Genomic DNA, 20,016 nt, shown 5'->3' on the forward strand with positions numbered 1-20,016 from the left:
GGTGAACCGGCTCAGCCGGTGAGGTACTTCGTGAGGCCCGCGGCCAGGGACGTGGCGATGCGTTCGCGGAAGGCGGGGTCCGACATCTTGGCGGCGTCGCCGTGGTTGCGCATGTTGCCGCACTCGACGAACACCGCCGGGCGGGTCGACAGGTTCAGTCCGCCCAGGTCGGTGCGGGTCTCCAACGCGTTCCTGCCCCTGTACGTGGAGTACGCGAGGCCGGTGCCGCTCCGGTAGGAGTTGCGGATGATGACCCCGAGCCGCCGGGACGGCTGGATGATCGCGTCGTTGTGCCCCTTCACCAGGCCGGGCAGGATCACGTGGAACCCGTGCCCGCTCGCGGTCGCGCCGTCGCCGTGGATGGACAGAACCGCGTCCGCCTTCGCCTTGTTCCCGATGGCGGCCCGCTCGGTGACGCACGGCCCGACGCCGGTGTCGTTGGGCCGGGTCAGCACCACCTTCGCCCCCATCTTCTCCAGCAGCCGCCTGAGCTTGCCGGCCACGTCCCAGGTGAACGCGTGCTCGGGGTAACCGGCGTCGGTCTCGGTCCCCGTCGTGTTGCACGGCTTCCGCTCCGTGATGATGTCGACCTGCCGGTTGATCACTTCCGGGTGCGCCGCGTTGCCCCCGTTGTGGCCGGGATCGATCACCACCGTCTTCCCGGCCAGTGCGGGCGTCGGTGTGACCCGCTCGGTCGCCGGGACGACGAGCCCTGGGCTGGTGGGGTGCGGTGCGGACGGAGTCGCGCCGCCGCACGCGGTGGACAGCGTCACGAGTGCGGCGAGGATCACCGATGCCGCTTCATCGGCGCGCATGACTCGTACCGTACCGGCTGCCCGCGCGGCAGCCGGTCGGGAATCGGCCTGCTGACGTCCTTGATTGTGGAGATCAACGCGCTGCGGTCACTCAAAGTCCAGTCGTCGGCGGAGCAGGCAGAACTCGTTGCCCTCGGGGTCGGCCAGCACGTGCCAGGACTCCTCACCCGTCTGCCCGACGTCGGCGAACCTGGCGCCGATGGCCAGCAATCGGTCGAGCTCGGCGGCCTGATCTCGATCAGTGGGGTTCACGTCGATGTGCAGCGGGAGTTGGCCGGCCCTCGGGGTGTCGGTCGGACTCAAGATGATGGTCGGTTGCAGCCCGCCGAACCCCTCCTTCGGACCGATCTCAACGCTGCCCTCTTCACGGTCGAGCACTATGTAGCCAAGCACCTCGCACCAGAACGCGGCGAGACGCTCCGGGTCGCGGCAGTCGAGCACGAGTTCACTGATGCGGCATGCCATGAGGTCGTTCGTACCCAGGCTTTCCGATGCTCATGTCGAGGGCTTGCTACGCTTTGTGGTGGTTTGTCCCTATGGCCTCTCGGAGTTCGTTCTGACGATGAACGGCCGCGCCAAGCTGCTGGCGATCAACGTGGGCCTGCCACAGGACGTCTCCTGGCATGGCAGGACCGTACACACCGGTGTGTGGAAGCGGCCTGTCACCGGGCCCCGGATGGTACGCCGGCTCAACATCGACGGGGACGGCCAGGGAGACCTCGACGGGCACGGCGGTGAGCAGCGCGCGGTGCTCGTCTACCAGATCGACTCCTACCGTTACTGGCAGGAGCAGTTCGGGCGCGACGACTTCACCTTCGGGCAGTTCGGGGAGAACTTCACCGTTGACGGCCTGCCCGACGACGAGGTGTGCGTCGGCGACCGCTACCGGATCGGCGAGGCGGTGTTCGAGGTCACCCAGCCGCGGGTCACCTGTTACCGGGTCGGCCTGCGGATGGGCGAGCCGCGACTGCCCGCCCTGCTGGTCTCCCACCGGCGTCCCGGCTTCTACCTCCGGGTCCTCACCGAGGGCCGGGTGGAGGCGGGGCAGGAGATCGTCAAGATCGCCTCCGGCCCGGAAGGCATGACCGTCGCCGAGATCGACGCCCTGCTGTACCTGCCCGGCCACTCCCGTGAGCGAGTGGCCCGTGCGCTGCGCGTCCCCGCTCTCAGCCCCGGCTGGCAGGCCTCCTTCCGGGCACTGCTCGACCAGCCCGACGGCGAACCGGCCGGCAACGCGGGGCTGACGCCTGCCTCGGCCGGCGGGCCGCCGCCTGCCTGGGAGGGGTTCCGGCCGCTGCGGGTCGCCCGTATCGACGCGGAGAGCAGGAGCGTGTTCTCCCTGACGCTGGCCGCCGTCGACGGTACGCCGCTGCCGTCGGCGCTGCCCGGCCAGTTCCTCACCGTACGGCTGCGCCCGGACGGCGGCGGCCCGCCGCTCATCCGCAGCTATTCGCTGTCCGGCCCCCCGGACGCCGACGCGTATCGCATCAGCGTCAAGCAGGAGCCGCACGGGGCCGCCAGCGCCTATCTCCGCGCTCACCTGCGCGTGGGCGACGTCCTCGACTTCGCGGCGCCGCGTGGCGCCTTCACCCTGGAAGCCGGCGACGCACCGGTCCTGCTGGTGTCCGCCGGCATCGGCGCCACCCCCGTCCTGGCCATGCTGCACGCGCTGGTCGCCGCGCGTTCCGCACGTGAGGTCTGGTGGCTGTACGGTACGCGCGACGGCACCGAGCACCCCTTCGCCCAGGAGAGCCGCGACCTGCTGGCCCGGCTCCCCAACGCGCACCGGCACATCTGCTACAGCCACCCGGCGCCCGGCGATCGCCAGGGCGTCGACTACCAGACCGCGGGCCGGCTCTCCCTCGGCCTGCTCAGCGGCGTCGGCGCCCCGCGAGCCGCCCAGGCCTACCTGTGCGGCCCTCCCGCGTTCATGGACGAGCTTCCCGCCGCCCTGGCCTCGTCCGATCTCGCCCCCGCCGGCGTACACACCGAAATCTTCGGTACGGGACCAGCCCTGAACCCCGGCATGACCAGCGTCCCCGCACGGCCGGTGCACCCGCCGGCGGGTCCGCCCGGCACGGGCCCGCGGATCTCGTTCGCGCGCAGCGGCCTGACCGTGGAGTGGGACCCGGCCTACGCGAGCCTGCTCGAACTCGCGGAGGCCTGCGACGTGCCCACCCGCTGGTCATGCCGTACGGGCGTCTGCCACAGCTGCGAGAGCGGCCTGCTGTCCGGAAGCGTCGACTACTCACCCGAACCGGTCGACGCGCCGGCCCAGGACAACGTCCTGATCTGCTGCTCCCAGCCCCGCGACGAGCTCGTCCTGGACCTGTGATCAACCGTGGTGGTCGATCGCCAGCTTGGCCCCGCCGAAGATGACGTGGCGCGGCATCGGCCGGGTCAGGAACTCGTGGGGGAAGCCGAGTTCGACGGCGCTGGCCTGGTCGAGGGCGGTCAGTTCGTCCTCGGTGAAGCGCACGTCCAGGGCGCCCAGGTTGTCCTCGAGCTGCGCCAGGGTTCTCGCCCCGATGATCGGCGCGGTGACCGCCGAGTTGAGCAGCGTCCAGGCGAGCGCGACCTGCGCGGGTGTCGTCCCCTTCTGTGAGGCGATGTCCTTCACCACGTCGGCGATGGCGAGCGCGCGTTCGGTCAAGGCGCCGTTGGCCGCCGCGACGTTCTTGCGCGTCCCCTCGGGCGCGGCCGAGGCGCCCGCGTGGTCCAGGTCCGCGGCGGTGTACTTGCCGGTCAGTACGCCGCTGGCCAGCGGCGACCAGGGGATCACGCCGAGCCCCATTTCGCGTGCCATCGGGATGAGATCGCGCTCCACGGTCCGTTCGACCAGGCTGTACTCGATCTGCAGCGCGATCAGCGGGGCCCAGCCGCGTAGCTCGGCGATCGCCTGCATCCGCGAGACCTGCCACGCCGGCGTGTCGGAGATGCCGGCGTAGAGCACCTTGCCCGCGCGGACGAGGTCGTCCAGGGCGCGCAGCACCTCCTCGACCGGAGTGGTGCCGTCCCAGGCGTGCAGGTAGAGCAGGTCTATGTAGTCGGTGTTCAACCGGCGCAGGCTCGTCTCCACCGACTGGACCATGCTCTTGCGGTGGTTGCCGCCCGAGTTCGGGTCGCCGGGGCGGGTGGCCAGGGTGTATTTGGTGGCGAGCACCAGGCGCTCGCGGCGCCCGTGTGCGAACTCGCCGAGCAGCTGTTCGGCTGTGCCGTTGGTGTACTGGTTGGCCGTATCAAGGAAGTTGCCGCCTCGATCGACGTACGTGTCGAAGATCCGGCGTGCTTCGTCCTTGTCGGCGCCCCAGCCCCAATCCGACCCGAACGTCATGGTCCCCAACGCCAGCGGGGAGACCCGCAGGCCGGAGCGGCCGAGTAGCCGATAGACGTCGAGAGAGACAGATCCAGCCACGATGGCCTCCTGAGGTGTGATGTCATAGGCGGGCTCGGCCGCCGCCGCGTTCCGAGCCGCTCACTACAGGTTGTCGCGGTCCGAGATGAGCCAACCAGTGAAGGCCCATCCTGGGACTGCCGGTCCCAGGCAACTCGACGGTAAAATCGAGGTGGTGAGCAGCGAAGTGGACGTGACTCATGAGCTGGCGGCGTTCTTGCGGACCCGCCGCGAGCGGCTGACTCCGGAGGAGTTGGCGCTCCCGGCGAGGGGACGTACGCGCCGCACCCCGGGTCTTCGCCGGGAAGAGGTCGCGGAGCTGGCCGGAGTCAGCGTCGACTACGTGGTCCGGCTGGAGCAGGGGCGCGGCCTGCACCCTTCCCCAGAGGTGCTCGAGGCGCTCGCCCGGGCTCTGCGGCTGACCGACGACGAGCGGGCCTATCTGTTCGACCTGGCCCAGCAACGGCCCGTGACCCGGCCCCGTCCGGTCGATCAGGAGCCCGGTCTGCTGGCCCGGCTGGTTCACGACCTGTCACCGCTGCCGTGCATGCTGCTCAACCACCGTTTCGACATCCTGGCCTGGAACCACGAGATGGCCGGGCTGATGCTGGACTTCGACGCTCTGCCGGACGAGCAGCGCAACTCGCTCTGGCTCTGCTTCCTCCACCCGGACTTTCGCGACTTCTTCCGCGACCGCGAGGAAGTGCTGCGCGAAGGCATCGCCGACCTGCGCGCGGCCTGGGCCGCGCACTCCAGCGACGCCGCCCTCGACGGCCTGGTCGCCGAGCTGACGGCGCGCAGCGAGGACTTCGTTCGCATGTGGGGGATGCGCGACGTCAAAGTGAACGGGCGGGGCCGCAAACGTCTGCGGCACCCCCGGGTGGGGCCGCTCACCATCGACTTCGAAGTGCTCAATCCGCTGCAGGACCCGGATCAGCGGCTCGTCATCTACCGCGCCGCTGACACCGCCTCGCAGGCCGCCCTGGATGCCATCGCCCGCGAAAGCGCCAACGTGAGCGTCGGCCTATGACCACCGCTCACGGTCTAGTCTCAGGGGCGACGGCGCAAGATCCACGCTGACCTGACCGGGATGGTGGCGTATGGAGTTCCGGCTCCTCGGCCCGTTAGAGGCATGGTCCGGCAATCGGCAGGTACCTCTTGGTGGGCTCAAACCTCGGGCCCTCCTCGCCGCCCTGTTGATGGACGAGAACCGGGTGGTTCCGGCCGAGCGCCTCATGGAGGCGGTCTGGGGAGATGACCCGCCGAAAACCGCCCGAGCCATCGTGCAGACCTATATCTCCGGACTGCGCCGCACGTTCCAGGAGTTCGAGGGAGACGAGATCATCGTCTCCCATCCGGCGGGTTACCTGATTCGCGTCTCACCCGGGGCGCTCGACCGCGCGGAGTTCGAACGGCTCGCCGCTGAAGGCCGGCAGGTGGCCTCGTCCGGTCGTTACGAGGAAGCGGTGGATGCCTTCCGCGCGGCTTTGGCGTTGTGGCGGGGATCGGCGTTCAGCGGTGTGGGTGACTCCTTCCTCAAGGTCGAGGCGGCCAGACTCGATGAGCTGCGGCTGGTGACCACGGAGCAACTGATCAGCGCGGAGCTCGCGCTCGGCAGGCACGAACAGCTCATCGGCGAGCTGACGGCGCTCGTCAGCCGTCATCCGACGCACGAACGGCTTCGCCGCGACCTCATGATCGCGTTCTACCGGCTGGGCCGGCAGTCGGACGCACTGGCGCTCTATCGTCAAGGACGAGAGGTGCTGGTGGCCGAGCTCGGCGTCGAGCCGGGACCGGAGCTGCGCACGGTCCACGAGGCGATCCTCAGGTCGGACGACACGCTGCTGGGGACTCCGGCCGCACCGGATGGGCGTCCCGCGGTGCCCGCTCAGATGCCCGCGGCGACGCTCGACTTCACCGGGCGCGACGCCGAGCTCGCCTTGCTGACCACGTCGCTGACCAGCGGTTCATCCATGCCGATCTGCGTGGTCTCCGGCCCGGGGGGCAGCGGGAAGTCCACCCTCGCCGTGCACGTGGCGCACCGTGTCGCGGGCGGTTACCCCGACGGCCAGCTCTACGTCGAGCTGCTGGGCACCTCCGAAGCCCCGGTCTCGCCGCGAGAGGTGCTGGGGCGGATCCTGCGCCAGCTCGGGGAGGTGCCGCCGGAGACGACAGAGGAGCGGATCGTCCACTACCGCTCGATGCTGGCCGGACGGAAGGTGCTGGTCATCCTCGACGACGCGGCGGCCGAGCAGCAGGTGCGGCCCCTGCTGCCCGGCAGCGCCGGCTGCGGCGTGCTCGTCACCTCACGCAACCGGCTCGCGGCGTTGTCCGGCGCGTCTCTGACCGAGCTTGATGTCCTCGCCCACGAGGAAGCGGTGGAGTTGCTGCGCCGGATAGCCGGCCATCAGCGGATCATGGCCGAGCCCGAGGCCGCGGCCCGCATCGTGGAGCAGTGCGGGCGGCTGCCACTGGCCATCCGCATCGCCGGTGCCAGGCTCAGCACGCGGCGGCGGTGGTCGGTGGGTTTCCTGTCCGACCGGCTCGCCGACGAACGCCATCGGCTGGATGAGCTGACGGTAGGGGATCAGGAGGTGCGGGCCAGCATCATGCTGAGCTACCGGTTGCTGGATGAACCGGGCAAGAGGACGTTGCGCCTGCTGGGTCTGCTGGGCCTGCCGGACTTTCCGGTCTGGGAGGTGGCGGTGGCGGCGGAGGTCGCCCTCGCCGAGGCGGAGCGGGTGCTTGAGCAGCTCGTGGACGCTCAGCTCGTCGAGACGGAGGGCGTCGACGGGATCGGTCACGTGCGCTACCGCGTGCATGAGCTGGTGCGACTGTTCGCCTGGGAACGCGCGGACGCGGAGGATTCCGCCCAGGCGCGGACCGCCGCCGTGACGCGGGTGCTCGGCCGATGGCTGTGGCTGCTCGCGGAGATCACCGCCGCGGCTCCCTCCGGCCGGATCTCCCTGAGTGCCGCCAATCCGGCCGCGGTGGCCGTGGACCCTCCCGTGGCGCGTGCCGTACTGGCCAGACCGCATGTGTGGTTCGAAGCCGAGCAGGACGCTCTGGTGAAGGGCGTCGAGCTGGCCGCGGCCCTGGACCTGGACGAGATCGCCGTCGCGCTGGCCTCGGCGCTGTGCGCCTCGGTCTTCGTGGCGGACAACCTCTTCGAGGCGTGGAACCGTACCCACGACGCGGCCCTGGCCGTGGCCCGCAGGGTCGGCAACGCCCATGGGGAGGCCACGCTCCTGTCGGAGATGGGGCAGCTCCGGTACGAACAGGATCGCTTCGCGGAAGCACGGGAGTTCCTGAGCCAGGCGTTGTCCATCTTCCGGATCGCGGGCGACGTCCGGGGAGAGGCCGCGTCGCTCGCGGGGCTGGGCGCGGCCTGCCGTGAGCAGGGGTACCTGCCCGAAGCACTGCACTTCCTGAGCGGGGCCGAGGAACTCTGGCACGACCTGGGCGACGACGCGGCGAGCGCGCACGTCAAGCGGCTGGCCGGGACGGTTCACCTGGAACTGGGTGACTACCGGGCCGCGTGGCGCGACCTGGGTGACGCCCTGTGGCTCTATCGGAAGATCGCGAGTCGCCGCGGCGAGGGGGTGACCCTGCGCTCGATGGCGCTCTACTACTGCGCGCGGGGCGAACTCGCCAGCGCCGAGGAGGCCAGTGGCCAGGCACTGAGGATATTCCGCGAGCTCGGCGACGAACTGATGACGGCATACTGCCTGCGTACGTGGGCCAAGACGCAGATTCGGATGGGCCGGCACGCGGAGGTACGGCGGCCGCTGGAGAAGGTGCTGGACACCTGCCGGAACCTGGGTGATCGATGGGGTGAGGCGATCACCCTGCGGACCCTGGGGCAGCTTGACCTCGCCGAGGGACGGCTCAGGGACGCTCGAGATCACCTCGAGTGGTCCCTGCGGAAGTGGCAGGAGCTCGACCTGCCACTGTGGCGAGCGCGGGCGCTGAAAGACCTTGTGCTCGTGCACGAGGCCCTGGGGGAGACGGAGAAGGCCCGCACGCTCCTGGCCGAGGCCATGGAGATCTTCTCTTCCTACGGTTCGCGCGAGTACGGCGAGCTGTCCGCCTCATAGGGCCGCTACAGGGAAGCTGAAGCGATCCTGGAGCGCCTGCCCCAATACTTCGACGATCGGAGTGCATCGCAGGCGGGGTTGGAGTAAATGTCAGAGATCGTCCTGCTGGCGGATCGACGTGTCATCAAGCTGCCCGTGGTGGAGAGCGGTGAGCCGCTGGTCGATCTACGCACAGTGGACGTACTGCGGCTGGACGACCGCCTGGCCGACTCCGAAGGGGCCTACGCCCATGTGCGCCTCAGCGTCGCGGATCGGCTCGTCGCCGCACAGACCTTTCTGCCCCGCGGGTTGCGCCTGCTGGTCGTCGAGGGCTATCGCCCGATGGCCCTGCAGCGCCGCTACTTCACCGAGTACCACGCCCAACTCCGTGCGGATCATCCGGAGTGGAGCGATGAGCGGATCCGGCGACAGGCGAGCCGCTACATCGCTCCACCCGAGGCCGCGCCGCACGTGGCCGGCGCCGCAGTCGATCTGACCCTGGCGACCGGCGGCGGCGTGGAGCTGCCCATGGGGACCGAGGTGAACGCCGATCCTGAGGGGTGCGACAGCGCGTGTTACACCGCGGCCGCTGTCTCACCTCAGGCGGTGGCGAACCGGAAGGTCCTGGTGAGCGCGCTCACCGCGGTCAACCTGGTCAACTACCCCACCGAGTGGTGGCACTGGTCCTACGGCGATCGCTACTGGGCGTTCGTGTCCGGCGCCGCGGCCGCGTGTTACGGGCCGGTCAGCCACGTCGATCAGGCCCGTACGCGCCGATAAAGCCTTCGTACTACAGAGCAATTTGTGAGCCGCTACAGGCAACCTGAAGCGGACTCATCCACCTTTTCCTCGTCGGCAAGAAACCCGAGGAAAAGGAAATTCCCGCCATGAAAGCCTCACCGAAATCGCAGCGCCTCCTCTCCGTCGCGGCTGCGGCCACAGTCCTCGCGAGCGGCTTCGTCGCGACCACGGCACTGCCCGCCGCCGCCGTGTCCCGCGACTCCATCGTCTCGATCGCCCAGGCCGAGTTCGACAACGCCGCGCGTAACAAGGAGAACCCGCTGGGGAGCGGCTGCAACTTCTACACCGGGGTGTTCCGTTCCTGGAAATCCGCAGATGGCTGCCCCACGGGCAGCGGCATCCAGTGGCGGGACAGCGACTGGTGCGCGGACTTCTCCAAGTACGTATGGAAGAACGCCGGCGTGCCCTTCGCCGATGTCGCGGAGGGCAGCGGGGGAGTGCTCACCGGCTGGGCGGCCTCGTTCCGGGACTACGGGATGGCCTACGGAACCTGGCACGCCCGCACCAGCGGCTACACCCCGCAGCCTGGGGACGCCCTGGTCTTCGACTGGGACCAGAGCGGTGACATCGACCACGTCGGGATCGTCAAGTCGGTCGACAGCGGCCACGTGTACACCATCGAAGGCAACAGCGGCGACAAGATCTCGGCCAACTCCTACGCGCTGAGCAACACCGACATCGTCGGATACAGCTCTCCGAAGGACGCGACCACTGGCCCCACGGATCCGCCTGTCCCTCCGCGTGTTCGCCGGGGTGGTGATTTCGATGGTGATGGGAGGGCTGATCGGGCGTTGTGGCGTCCGTCGACGGGTCACTGGTATGTGGAGTTCAGCAGTACCGGTGCGCAGTTCGAGACCGCTGCTTGGGGTGAGAGCGGGGATGTTCCGGTGCCTGGTGACTTCAATGGCGACTACCAGGCTGATCGGGTGTTGTGGCGGCCGTCGACGGGTCATTGGTACATCACCTACAGCACTTCCGGTCAGCAGGTGGAGCTTCCGGGCTGGGGTCAGAGCGGGGATGTTCCGGTGCCGGGTGACTTCGATGGTGATGGGAGGGCTGATCGGGCGTTGTGGCGGCCGTCAACCGGTCACTGGTATGTGGAGTTCAGCAGTACCGGTGCGCAGATCGAGACCGCTGCTTGGGGTCAGAGCGGAGACGTTCCGGTGCCTGGTGACTTCAACGGCGACAACCAGGCCGACCGGGTGTTGTGGCGGCCGTCGACGGGTCACTGGTACATCACCTACAGCACCTCGGGTCAGCAGGTGGAGCTTCCGGGCTGGGGTGAGAGCGGGGATGTTCCGGTGCCGGGGGACTTCGATGGTGATGGGAAGGCTGATCGGGCGTTGTGGCGGCCCTCCACGGGTCACTGGTATGTGGAGTTCAGCAGTACCGGTGCGCAGATCGAGACCGCCGCTTGGGGTCAGAGCGGAGACGTTCCGGTGCCTGGTGACTTCAACGGCGACAACCAGGCCGACCGGGTGTTGTGGCGGCCTTCGACGGGTCACTGGTACATCACCTACAGCACCTCCGGCCAGCAGGTAGAGCTTCCCGGCTGGGGTGAGAGCGGCGACACCCCAGTCTCATAGCGCTGAACTCGGGAAGGGCATGGCGTCCAAGCCATGCCCTTCCCGCTTGCCACAGGAGGGCGAAACAGGCCGACTGCCTGGATGGCGTGCTCGGCGGCGGCAACCTGCGAGGTCGGTTTGTCACGGGCGGGCCGGGTCAGCCGGGCCAGCTCTCGCCTTGTCGTAGGCGGTCCAGGCCGAGCCAGAGGGCGTTCATCGCGGCGGCGACGACCTGGTGGCGGGGGACGTCGCGGTGGTCGTACCACCACAGTGCCAGCCCTTGGATGGCGGCGCGCCATGCCTCCCAGGCGAGCTCCAGCTCGACGCCGTCGGCGTCGTACTCGCGGGCGAACATCGGCAGGATCAGCGCCCGGCTCTCGGCCGCGACCTGGCGGCGGAGGTCTTCGATCTCGTCCTGGCCTGTGGTGTCGCGGAAGAGCATCCGCCAGGCGTACGGGTGCTGCTCGATGTAGCCGAGCCAGTCGTCGATGGTACGTGAGACGCGCTGGTCGGCCGGGCCCTCGCCGGGTAGGTGCCGGTGCCAGATCGCCCGTAGATCGGCGAAATGCCGCTGCAGCAGGTGCCGGTGCAGCTCCAGTTTGCCGGGGAAGTGGTCATACAGGACCGGCACCGAGATGCCCGAGCGTCTGGCGATCTCCTCGACCGAGGCGCCGTGGTAGCCGCGCTCGGCGAACACCTCTGTGGCGGCGCGCTCGATCACTTCGCGCCGGGCCTGGGGTGTCAGCCTCTTCCTGGTCAAGGAGCCTCCCGTTGACAACCTAGTACAGGCTAGGTAACGCTATACCTAGTTTCCACTAGGTAATGGAATGGGGCTGGTCATGGATCTTCGGCTTCGTGGCAGGAGCGCGCTCGTCACCGGCGGCTCGAAGGGGATCGGCGCGGCGGCCGCCGAGGTGCTGGCCGAGGAGGGCTGCCACCTGCACCTGGCCGCGCGTGACAAGGGCGCCTTGGACGAGGTGGCCGAGCGGCTGCGGGCGGCGCACGGTGTCGAGGTCACCGTGCATCCGGTCGACCTGCGCCGGCCCGAGGGGGTCACCTCTCTGGCCGAGTCCGTTCCGGACATCGACCTCCTGATCAACAACGCGGGTGACATCCCGGCCGGTTCGCTGGACGAGGTGGACGAGCGGACCTGGCGGGATGGGTGGGAGCTCAAGGTGTTCGGCTACATCAATCTCACCCGGCTCGTCTACGCCCAGATGAAGGCTCGCGGGCACGGTGTGATCATCAACGACATCGGCGCCGCGGGGGAGCGGGTCGACTCCGCGTACATCGCCGGAAGTGCCGGCAACGCCGCGCTCATGGCGTTCACCCGGGCGCTCGGCGGACGCAGCCTGCGCGACAACATCCGCGTCGTGGGGATCAATCCGGGGCCGGTCGAGACCGAGCGGATCGCCAAGCTCATCGCCACGAGCGACCGCTTCCGGGAAGCGGCGACGCGTTTCCCGCTCGGCCGGCCGGCCAAGCCGCGGGAGATCGCCGACATGATGGCGTTCCTCGCCTCCGACCGCTCCGCCTACACCAGCGGCGTCATCGTCACCATCGATGGCGGGTTGTGCGCGGGCGGGGCCTGATCGAGCAGGCAGATCACGGGCCACGCGGCGAACGGCGCCCGGCAGAGCGTGCTGCTGTCGATCAGGACGGAGATGTCGCGGCCACACGAGGCCGGACTGACCTTTGTCGGCGAGCGGCTTCACCTTCACCTTCGCCTCCGTCGCCAGCGACCTCACCCACCTGGAGGAGGCGGCCCGCGCTTCCCTCCACGCCGCCAGAGCGGAGAGCTAGCAGCGCTTGTCGCGGAGCGGCAGACGCCCGGAGGTCAGGAAGTCGGTCACCGACTGGTCGCCGCAGGCGTTGCCGTTGGCCAGGTAGACGCCGTGGCCGCCGGAGTCGACGCTGACCATGCGGGCCCGCTGCCCGAACGCCTGGCGCATCTTCAGCGCACCGCTGTACGGCGTCGACGGGTCACGCAGGTTCTGGATGAGCAGCACGTTGGCCGGGCCGTGCGAGCTGACCCGTACGGGCCGCTCGGCGGGCTTGACCGGCCAGTACGCGCACGGCCCCATGTTGACCGGCATGCCCGCGGTCAGCGGGTGGGCGATCCGGTCACGCGCCACCTGTCGCTGGTGCGCGGCGACCGAGTCCGGCCACTCGACGTCGTTGCACATGGTGGCGCCGGCGATGGCGGCGGTGTTCTGCAGGGCGGCCGCCGGCGGCGTGTTCGACGGGGGCAGTTCGCCTGTGGTCAGGGCGGCTCGCATGAGCCCGGCCAGCATGGGGAAGTTCGTGTCGGAGTAGAGCGCGTTGAGCATGGTCTCGCGCAGGAGGTTGCCGTTCAGCTCCGCGGGATTGGCCCCCGGCCAGGGCAGGGGCTCGCGGTCCAGGTCGGCCGCGAGCTTGAGGAAGGTCTGGCGGACCGCGGCCGCGTCGGCGCCGAGGCCGTACTCGCCGTCACGGGCCGCGGCCCAGGCGGCGTAGTCGGGGAAGCGGTCCTCCACGCCGACGGCGTAGTTGGCCAGCCACTGCCGCGCCACCCGGTTCGGATCGGGATCGTCGTTGCTGTCCAGGACGACCCGGTCGGTGCGCCCGGGGAACATGGTGGCGTAGACGGCGCCCGCGTAGGTGCCGTAGGAGACGCCCCAGTAGGAGATCTTCCGCTCGCCCAGCGCCCGGCGGATGCCGTCGATGTCCCGGGCCTCGTCGCGGGTGCTGATGTGCCGGATGAGCGGCCCGCCGTTACGGGCGCAGGCCTCGGCGATCCGGCGCGACCAGGCGGCGTTCTCCGCGATGCCGCCGTCGGCGTCGGGGTACGGCTTGAGCTTGGTGAGCGCGAGATCACGGGTCTCGAGCCCGCACGAGACCGGTGAGCTCTGGCCCACGCCACGCGGGTCGAACCCGATGATGTCGTAGCGGTCGAGCACATCCTGCGGCAGCTTCTTGACCATGACGCTGGGCCGGTTCAGGCCCGGACTGCCCGGCCCGCCGGGGATGATCAGCAGCACGCCACGGCGTGACGCGGGCTTGGCGGTCCTGATCCGCGACACGGCCAGCGAGATCGTCGGCCCGCCGGACGCCTGGTAGTCCAGGGGAACCTGAAGGGTGGCGCATTCCTGCCGCGCGTCGACACCGGCCCCGGCGGGGCAGGCACTCCACGAGGTGGCCGCCGCCTGTGCGGGGGCGACAAGTGCCGCGGCAAGGATGGCGGTGGCTGCTCCGGTGGCGGACAGTCTCGCAAGGTTTCGCATCGGGGGTCCTCTTCAGTTCGGCTTGTGTGATCGACTCTGCCGAGCCGCGGATCTTCGAACCAGAGACCGCGTCACCGAAGATCCATGACCTCCTCACGAAACGGACAACCCGTAGGCTTGCCCCCGATCTGACACGGGGGAGTGAGTTGTCGCAGGTTCCGGTACCGCGCCTGGCGCGGGGGATCGTCATCGTGGTGCTCGCCGGGTTCACGTCCGTCTATCTGCTGGCGGGCTCACCGCTCGCGATCGTGGCGTTCGGGCTGCAGCTCGTCTACGTGCTGCGCTCCCTGCGGCGGTTCAGGGGGCCGTGGCTGCTGGTCGTACAGGCGCTGGTCGGCTACGTGGCCACGCTCGGCTTCGGCACCTCCGTCGGGCTGCTCGGCTTCCTGGGCGGGTCGCTGCTGCTGACCCCGGCCTGGCCGCTGGCCCCGCTGGTGGCGATCAGCGCCGCCGTCGCCGGTCCGGCGGACCCGGCGATCAGCATGGTGCTGATCGCCCTGGTGATCTACGGTCTCACCCGGCTCACCGATCGGGTGGACGAGACGCACGCCGCCCGGCTGGCGCTGGCTCTGGCGGCGGCGGCCGAGGAGCGGTTGCGCATCGCCACCGGGCTGAGCGACGGCCTCGGCAGAGGGCTCGCCGCGATCGCGGCAGGCGTCCGGTCGGTTGTGGATCAGCCGGAACGCGCCGCGGAGGTGCTCGGCGAGGTCGTCGGCACCGCCCGCCGCTCCCTGGCCACCGCCAGGAACGCCGCCGCGGACTACCGCGCCACGTCACTGGCGCCCGAGATGACGACCGCCCGCGCGATGCTGACAGCCGCGCTGATCAAGACCGAGACGCGGGTCGGGCACGCCGAGCCGCTCGGCCCCGCGGGCGCGCTGCTCGCGGCGGTGCTGCGGGAGGTGGTGACCGAGGCCGTACGGCAGAACACCGCCAGAACGTGCGTGATCGAGACCATCGCGGCCGACGGCACGGTACGGCTGCGCGTCACTCACGACGGCGCCCGCACGGCCGAGGACGAGAGCCTGACCGACCTGGCCCCGCAGTTGAGCCAGGCGGGCGGCAGCCTGACCACGGGCCTGTCCGCCGAGGGCTGGTTGACCGTCGACGCCGTGCTGCCCGAGAGGCCGGCGGAGGCCGAGGAGGACCCGGGCGCCTACCGGCTGTCCGTCGCGCTGCTCGCCGCCGTGCTGGTCGGATTCTCGATCAAGGCGCTGCTGCTCGTCCCCGCGAGCCTGCTGGTGCCCGCGACGGCCTGTCTCGCCGTGATCGTCGTCATGCAGCTCCGGTATGTCAACGGGCGGCACATGGCCGCGCTCGCAGTGCTGGCGCTGCTGGTCTACCTGCCGATTCCGGTGTTCGGCAGGGCCTGGGTGGGCGTGGCCGGGTTCCTCGCCGGCCCGATCCTGCTCGCGTTCCGGTGGCGGGTGGCCTGGCCCCTGGTCGGGTGCGTGACGGTGAGTGTGGCGGCGAGCGCGGTGCTGCTCGGCCTGCCGGTCCCGGTCACGGTCAACTTCGCCGCGAGCACGGTCGTGACCGGGCTGGTCGTGTACGGGCTGCTCAAACTGGCGCAGTTGGTGCGGGAGCTGCAGGAGGCCAGGCAGGCGCTGGCCCGCTCCGCCGTGGTCGAGGAGCGCCTGCGCGCCGCCCGCGACCTCCATGACCTGCTGGGGCACAGCCTGGCCGCGATCCTGCTCAAGTGCGAGCTGGCCAGACGCCTGGACCCCGTGCGGGCCCGTGCCGAGTTGGTGGACGTGCTGGCGATGGCCGAGAAGGCGGAGGCGGATCTGCGGGTGATCTCCGGTGCACAGCCGGAGATGTCGCTGGCCGCCGAGGCCGCGTCGGCACGGTCGGTGCTGGCCGCCGCGGGCATCCAGGTGGAGCTCGACCTCACGCACGGGGAGCTGCCCGCGGAGGTGGAGAACGTCCTGGGCACGGTGCTGCGGGAAGCGGTGACCAACGTGCTCAGGCACAGCTCGGCCCGGCACTGCGCGATCACGACGGTGGTGGAGGGTGGGGTGGTCCGGCTCCGCGTACGCAACGACGGCGTGCGTTCGGCGGAGGGGCGGCCAGGTTCGGCCGGGATCGGCAACCTGACCACCCGCCTGGCGGCGCTGGACGGACGGCTCGGCACGGCTCGCGAAGACGACTGGTTCGAGCTGACGGCCCAGGCGCCCAGTTCCCTGCCGATCGCTCAGGCCGGTTAGATCCAGCCCGCCTCGGTGGCGATGCGGACGGCGTCGGTGCGGTTGCGGGCGTTGAGCTTGGCGACGATGGCGGTCAGGTAGTTGCGCACCGTCCCCGCGCCCAGAAAGAGCTGGGACGCTATCTCGGCCGCGTCGGCGCCGCCCGCCGCCATGCGCAGCACGTCGGCCTCCCGGGGGGTCAGCGGGTTGTCGGCCAGGTCCCAGGCGGTGACCGCCAGCGAGGGGTCGAGCACCCGCTTGCCGGCCGCGACCTCGCGGATCGCCGAGACCAGGTCCTCCGGCGGCGCGGTCTTCAGCAGGAACCCGTCCACCTGCGCCGAGAGCGCGCGGCGCAGGTGCCCCGGCTTGCCGTGTCCGGTGAGCATGAGCGTGCGGCACGACGGCAGCTTCACGCGGAGTTCGGCCGCGGCGGCCAGGCCGTCGAGCGTGCCGGGCATGTCGATGTCGAGCACCGCGACATCCGGCCGGTGAACCAGGGCCGAGGGAATGGCGGCGTCGCCCGACTCGACCGCGGCCACGATCTCCAGGTCCGGTTCGAGGCCGAGCAGCGCGACCAGGGCGCCCCGGATGACGTGCTGGTCCTCGGCGAGAAGCACACGAATCACAGTGATATGTCTATCAGTGTCCGGATCATGATGACGTCATGGTGGATGCGTGATCGGCTCTCTGGTCCGCGCCGTACCTGGTCAGCAGGGTAGAAGCCATGACAGACGTGCTGCGCTTGGACGCGGTGAGCAAGGTTTACGGGAAGGGACAGGGCGCGGTCGCGGCCCTGCGCGAAGTGTCGGTGGGCATTCCCCGCGGGAGCTTCACCGCGGTCATGGGCCCTTCGGGATCGGGCAAGAGCACGTTCCTGCACTGCGCGGCGGGGCTGGACGTGCCGTCCTCGGGTTCGGTGCGGCTCGGCGGCACCGAACTGGCCGGGATGGACGAGACCGCGCTGACCGTGTTGCGCAGGCAGCGGATCGGCTTCGTGTTCCAGGCGTTCAACCTGGTCTCGGCGCTCACCGTGATCGAGAACATCACACTGCCGCTGCGGTTGGCGGGCGTGCGGACGGACCGCGCATGGCTCGACGAGGTCGTGTCCAAGGTGGGCCTGGAGGGGCGGACGGGCCACCGGCCCGCGCAGCTTTCCGGGGGCCAGCAGCAGCGGGTGGCCATCGCCAGGGCGCTGGTCACCAGGCCCGAGGTCGTGTTCGGAGACGAGCCGACCGGCGCGCTGGACACGATGACCGCCCGCGACGTGCTGACGTTGCTGCGGGAGATCGTGGACGGGACGGGACAGACGGTGGTGATGGTCACCCACGATCCAGTGGCCGCCTCCTATGCGGACGCGGTGCTGTTCCTGGCCGACGGCAGGATCGTCGACTCTCTGGCGGTTCCCACCGCTGAGCGGGTCGCTGAGCGGATGACCAGGCTGGGAGCGTGGGTGCGTTGATCTCCCTGGAGATGATCTCGGTGGCGCTGAAGACGCTTCGGCACCGCAAGGCCGCCTTCGCGGGGGCGTTCGTCGCGCTGTTCTGCGCCGCCGCCCTGGTCTGCGCCTGCGGCATGCTGCTGGACACGGGACTGCGCGGAAGCGTCGCCCCCGAGCGCTACGCGGGCGCCCCGGTGATCGTCACCGGGGACCAGTTCGTCCACCAGACGGTCCGCAAGTCGGAGGAGAAGGCCAAGACCAAGGCCAAGCAACTGTCCGAGCAGGCTTGGGTGCCCGCGTCGCTGGCCGACCGGCTGCGCCGGGTCCCCGGTGTCTCGCGGGTGGTGACCGAGGTGTCCTTCCCTGCCTACGCGGCGGGCCGTCGGTTCCAGGGGCATGGCTGGGAGTCGGCGGCGCTCACGCCGTACACGCTGCGTACGGGACGTGCGCCGAAGGCGGCGGGCGAAGTGGTCGTGGAGGCCGCGTCAGGGCTCTCCGTGGGCGCCCGCGTGCCCGTGCGGACGGCGGCCGGGAGCGGGACCTACCTGGTGACCGGTGTCACCTCCCAGGACCTGCCCAGTCAGGACACGCTGTTCTTCGCCACGGCCGAGGCCCGGCGCATAGCGGGCCGGGCGGGGCAGGTCGGCGCGATCGGCGTCTTCCCCAGGGTGGATGTGTCCGAGGCGCTGAAAGATGCGGCCGCGGAGGGGCGGGCCCTCGCCTACACCGGGGACGAACGCGGCACCGTGGAGTTCCTGGGCGCCGAGAAGGCGCGGGTGAAGCTGATCAGCCTGGGTGGCGCGCTCGGCGGGACGTCGCTGCTGGTGGCGATCCTCGTGGTGGTCGGTACGTTCGCGCTGTCCATCCAGCAGCGCCAGCGGGAGATCGCCCTGCTCAGGGCCGTCGCGGCCACGCCCCGCCAGGTGCGCGGGATGCTCGGCGGCGAGGCGCTGCTGGTCGGCGTGGTGGCCGGGAGCCTCGGCTCGGCGGCCGGCGTCGGCCTGGGATTCTGGTTGCGGTCCAGGTTCGTCGCGCTGGGCGCGATGCCGGAGAACCTGCGGCTGGTGGTCAGCCCGTTCCCCATGCTCGCGGCGCTGGGCGCGGCCGTGCTGGCGGCCTGGGCGGCGGCTTACCTCTCGGCCCGCCGCGCCGTACGGATCCGCCCGGTGGAGGCGCTCGGCGAGGCGGAGCTGCCGACGGCGCGCGTTCCCGCGGGCCGGATGGTCGCCGGTCTGCTCTGCGCCGCGGGCGGCGTCGTGCTGACGCTGGTGCTGTCGACCCTGTCGACCGAGGCGGCCTCCAGCCCGCTCACCCTGCTCACCGCGCTGGTGTGGACGGTCGCCGTGTCACTGCTCGGCCCGGTGATTGCGCGTACGGCGACGGCCCTGCTCGGGGTGCCGCTCCGGGCGGCCAGGACCGCCGGATACCTGGCCGGCGCCGGCCTGCGGGCCACGTCCAAGCGGCTGGCCTCGGTCGTCACGCCGCTCAGCCTGATGGTGGCGCTGACCTGCACGATCCTGTTCGTCCAGACCACCATGGGGCATGCGGCCCAGGAACAGGCGACGGCGGGCACCAGAGCCGAGCACGTCCTCGGCCCGCACGTCCCTTCCGGCACGGCGGCGGCCGTGCGCGGGCTCCCGGGAGTGGAGGCGGTCACCGAAGTGCTGCGTACCTCCGTGCGGGTGGGCCTGGACAAGTACGGCGCGCAGGCCGTGACCGCTGACGGGCTCGGCAGGACCATGGACCTGGGCGTGGTCGCGGGCTCGCTCGACGGCCTCGATGACGGCTCCGTCGCGGTCAGCCGGACGGCGGCCGAGCGGCTCGGCGTCTCGGCGGGCGCGAAGATCCGCCTGACGCTGGGTGACGGCACCCCCGCCGAGCTGCGCGTCGTCGCGATCTACTCGCGCGGGCTGGGGTTCGGCGACCTCACGCTCTCCCGCGCGCTGGTGGCCGGGCACGTGGACGACCCGCTCGGCACCGTGCTGGTCGCGGCTCCCTCAGTGACCCGGGCGGATCTCGAACGGGCCGCGCCGGGGGTCGGCGTGCTGGACCGGGCCCAGGCGGTCGAGGCGGGCGCGGCCAACGCCGAGGTGAACTACGTGGCCATGGGCCTGATCATCGCGTTCACCGCGATCGCCGTGGTCAACACCATCGCCATGTCCACCTCGTCGAGGTCGCGGGAGCTCGCCCTGCTCCGCCTGATCGGCACCACCCGCCGGCAGGTGCTGCGGATGCTGAGCCTGGAGACCCTGGTCGCGGTCGTCATCGCGGTGACCCTCGGGACGGGAATCGCGCTGATCACCCTGGCGGCGTTCAGCACAGGCATGACCGGTTCGGTCGTGCCGCACATCCCGCCGCTCACCTACCTCGCGGTGATCTGCGCCGCGGGCGGCCTCGCCCTTCTCGCCACGGCGCTGCCCGCCCGGCTCGTCCTCAGCCGGCGCCCGGTGGAGATGATCGGCGCGCGTGACTAGCGGC

The 20,016-nt window shown here is 70.5% G+C and carries 15 protein-coding genes; 9 read left to right on the plus strand and 6 right to left on the minus strand.

The features are described from left to right. Nucleotides 1–11 precede the first annotated feature (11 nt). Nucleotides 12–815: an N-acetylmuramoyl-L-alanine amidase gene (locus tag KLK06_RS02590; protein ID WP_214633610.1), complete on the minus strand. Its 804-nt coding sequence runs from the start codon at nucleotides 813–815 to the stop codon at nucleotides 12–14. An 87-nt stretch (nucleotides 816–902) separates the two neighbouring features. After that, entirely contained in the window at nucleotides 903–1,280 is a 378-nt protein-coding gene (locus tag KLK06_RS02595; RefSeq protein WP_214633611.1) for a VOC family protein, read from the minus strand. Between the two features lie 97 nt (nucleotides 1,281–1,377). On the opposite strand from KLK06_RS02595, the gene KLK06_RS02600 reads away from it, so the two are divergent. Further along, entirely contained in the window at nucleotides 1,378–3,150 is a 1,773-nt protein-coding gene (locus tag KLK06_RS02600) for an MOSC and FAD-binding oxidoreductase domain-containing protein (RefSeq protein ID WP_214633612.1), read from the plus strand. Here KLK06_RS02600 and KLK06_RS02605 read toward each other — a convergent pair whose 3' ends face one another. Beyond that, nucleotides 3,151–4,230 (minus strand): aldo/keto reductase, encoded by a 1,080-nt coding sequence (locus KLK06_RS02605; RefSeq protein ID WP_308168072.1) that lies wholly within the window; start codon nucleotides 4,228–4,230, stop codon nucleotides 3,151–3,153. It lies immediately after the preceding gene. A gap of 154 nt (nucleotides 4,231–4,384) precedes the next feature. Between KLK06_RS02605 and KLK06_RS02610 the strand changes: the two genes are divergently transcribed. From KLK06_RS02610 to KLK06_RS02625, 4 genes are all read left to right on the plus strand, one after another. Then, nucleotides 4,385–5,239: a helix-turn-helix transcriptional regulator gene (locus tag KLK06_RS02610; RefSeq protein WP_308168073.1), complete on the plus strand. Its 855-nt coding sequence runs from the start codon at nucleotides 4,385–4,387 to the stop codon at nucleotides 5,237–5,239. Nucleotides 5,240–5,309: 70 nt separating this feature from the next. Continuing rightward, a complete protein-coding gene (locus KLK06_RS02615) occupies nucleotides 5,310–8,306 on the plus strand; it encodes an AfsR/SARP family transcriptional regulator (protein WP_214633614.1) in 2,997 nt (998 codons plus the stop codon). Nucleotides 8,307–8,393: 87 nt separating this feature from the next. After that, complete coding sequence (locus KLK06_RS02620) at nucleotides 8,394–9,065, plus strand: M15 family metallopeptidase (RefSeq protein ID WP_214633615.1); 672 nt, start codon at nucleotides 8,394–8,396, stop codon at nucleotides 9,063–9,065. A 107-nt stretch (nucleotides 9,066–9,172) separates the two neighbouring features. After that, a complete protein-coding gene (locus KLK06_RS02625) occupies nucleotides 9,173–10,672 on the plus strand; it encodes a CHAP domain-containing protein (protein ID WP_214633616.1) in 1,500 nt (499 codons plus the stop codon). A gap of 136 nt (nucleotides 10,673–10,808) precedes the next feature. Here the strand turns inward: KLK06_RS02625 and KLK06_RS02630 are convergent, their stop codons facing one another. Beyond that, a complete protein-coding gene (locus KLK06_RS02630; RefSeq protein WP_214633617.1) occupies nucleotides 10,809–11,411 on the minus strand; it encodes a TetR/AcrR family transcriptional regulator in 603 nt (200 codons plus the stop codon). Nucleotides 11,412–11,490: 79 nt separating this feature from the next. Here KLK06_RS02630 and KLK06_RS02635 point away from each other — a divergent pair, with 79 nt between their 5' ends. Beyond that, complete coding sequence (locus tag KLK06_RS02635; RefSeq protein WP_214633618.1) at nucleotides 11,491–12,243, plus strand: SDR family oxidoreductase; 753 nt, start codon at nucleotides 11,491–11,493, stop codon at nucleotides 12,241–12,243. A gap of 207 nt (nucleotides 12,244–12,450) precedes the next feature. Here the strand turns inward: KLK06_RS02635 and KLK06_RS02640 are convergent, their stop codons facing one another. Further along, nucleotides 12,451–13,914, minus strand: coding sequence for an alpha/beta hydrolase (locus KLK06_RS02640; RefSeq protein WP_214633619.1), 1,464 nt, complete (start codon nucleotides 13,912–13,914; stop codon nucleotides 12,451–12,453). A gap of 146 nt (nucleotides 13,915–14,060) precedes the next feature. On the opposite strand from KLK06_RS02640, the gene KLK06_RS02645 reads away from it, so the two are divergent. After that, nucleotides 14,061–16,121, plus strand: coding sequence for a histidine kinase (locus KLK06_RS02645; RefSeq protein WP_214633620.1), 2,061 nt, complete (start codon nucleotides 14,061–14,063; stop codon nucleotides 16,119–16,121). Here the strand turns inward: KLK06_RS02645 and KLK06_RS02650 are convergent. Then, nucleotides 16,118–16,726 (minus strand): DNA-binding response regulator, encoded by a 609-nt coding sequence (locus tag KLK06_RS02650; protein WP_214633621.1) that lies wholly within the window; start codon nucleotides 16,724–16,726, stop codon nucleotides 16,118–16,120. The two genes, KLK06_RS02645 and KLK06_RS02650, sit on opposite strands and share 4 nt — an antisense overlap. 98 nt (nucleotides 16,727–16,824) lie before the next feature. On the opposite strand from KLK06_RS02650, the gene KLK06_RS02655 reads away from it, so the two are divergent. Next, nucleotides 16,825–17,559 carry an ABC transporter ATP-binding protein gene (locus KLK06_RS02655; RefSeq protein WP_214633622.1) on the plus strand — a complete coding sequence of 245 codons (735 nt, stop codon included), beginning with the start codon at nucleotides 16,825–16,827 and terminating at the stop codon, nucleotides 17,557–17,559. Then, nucleotides 17,547–20,012 (plus strand): FtsX-like permease family protein, encoded by a 2,466-nt coding sequence (locus KLK06_RS02660; RefSeq protein WP_308168074.1) that lies wholly within the window; start codon nucleotides 17,547–17,549, stop codon nucleotides 20,010–20,012. Before KLK06_RS02655 ends, KLK06_RS02660 begins: the two co-directional genes overlap by 13 nt. The last annotated feature ends 4 nt before the right edge of the window (nucleotides 20,013–20,016 follow it).

Origin of the sequence: Nonomuraea sp. NEAU-A123 (genome assembly GCF_018603905.1) — a bacterium.
Classification (GTDB): domain Bacteria; phylum Actinomycetota; class Actinomycetes; order Streptosporangiales; family Streptosporangiaceae; genus Nonomuraea.

Coding starts and splice junctions, on each gene's coding strand:
- KLK06_RS02635 (WP_214633618.1), top strand. CDS start 11,491: ATGGATCTTCGGCTTCGTGGCAGGAGCGCGCTCGTCACCGGCGGCTCG.
- KLK06_RS02655 (WP_214633622.1), top strand. CDS start 16,825: ATGACAGACGTGCTGCGCTTGGACGCGGTGAGCAAGGTTTACGGGAAG.
- KLK06_RS02600 (WP_214633612.1), top strand. CDS start 1,378: ATGAACGGCCGCGCCAAGCTGCTGGCGATCAACGTGGGCCTGCCACAG.
- KLK06_RS02595 (WP_214633611.1), bottom strand. CDS start 1,280: ATGGCATGCCGCATCAGTGAACTCGTGCTCGACTGCCGCGACCCGGAG.
- KLK06_RS02625 (WP_214633616.1), top strand. CDS start 9,173: ATGAAAGCCTCACCGAAATCGCAGCGCCTCCTCTCCGTCGCGGCTGCG.
- KLK06_RS02590 (WP_214633610.1), bottom strand. CDS start 815: ATGCGCGCCGATGAAGCGGCATCGGTGATCCTCGCCGCACTCGTGACG.
- KLK06_RS02615 (WP_214633614.1), top strand. CDS start 5,310: ATGGAGTTCCGGCTCCTCGGCCCGTTAGAGGCATGGTCCGGCAATCGG.
- KLK06_RS02620 (WP_214633615.1), top strand. CDS start 8,394: ATGTCAGAGATCGTCCTGCTGGCGGATCGACGTGTCATCAAGCTGCCC.
- KLK06_RS02640 (WP_214633619.1), bottom strand. CDS start 13,914: ATGCGAAACCTTGCGAGACTGTCCGCCACCGGAGCAGCCACCGCCATC.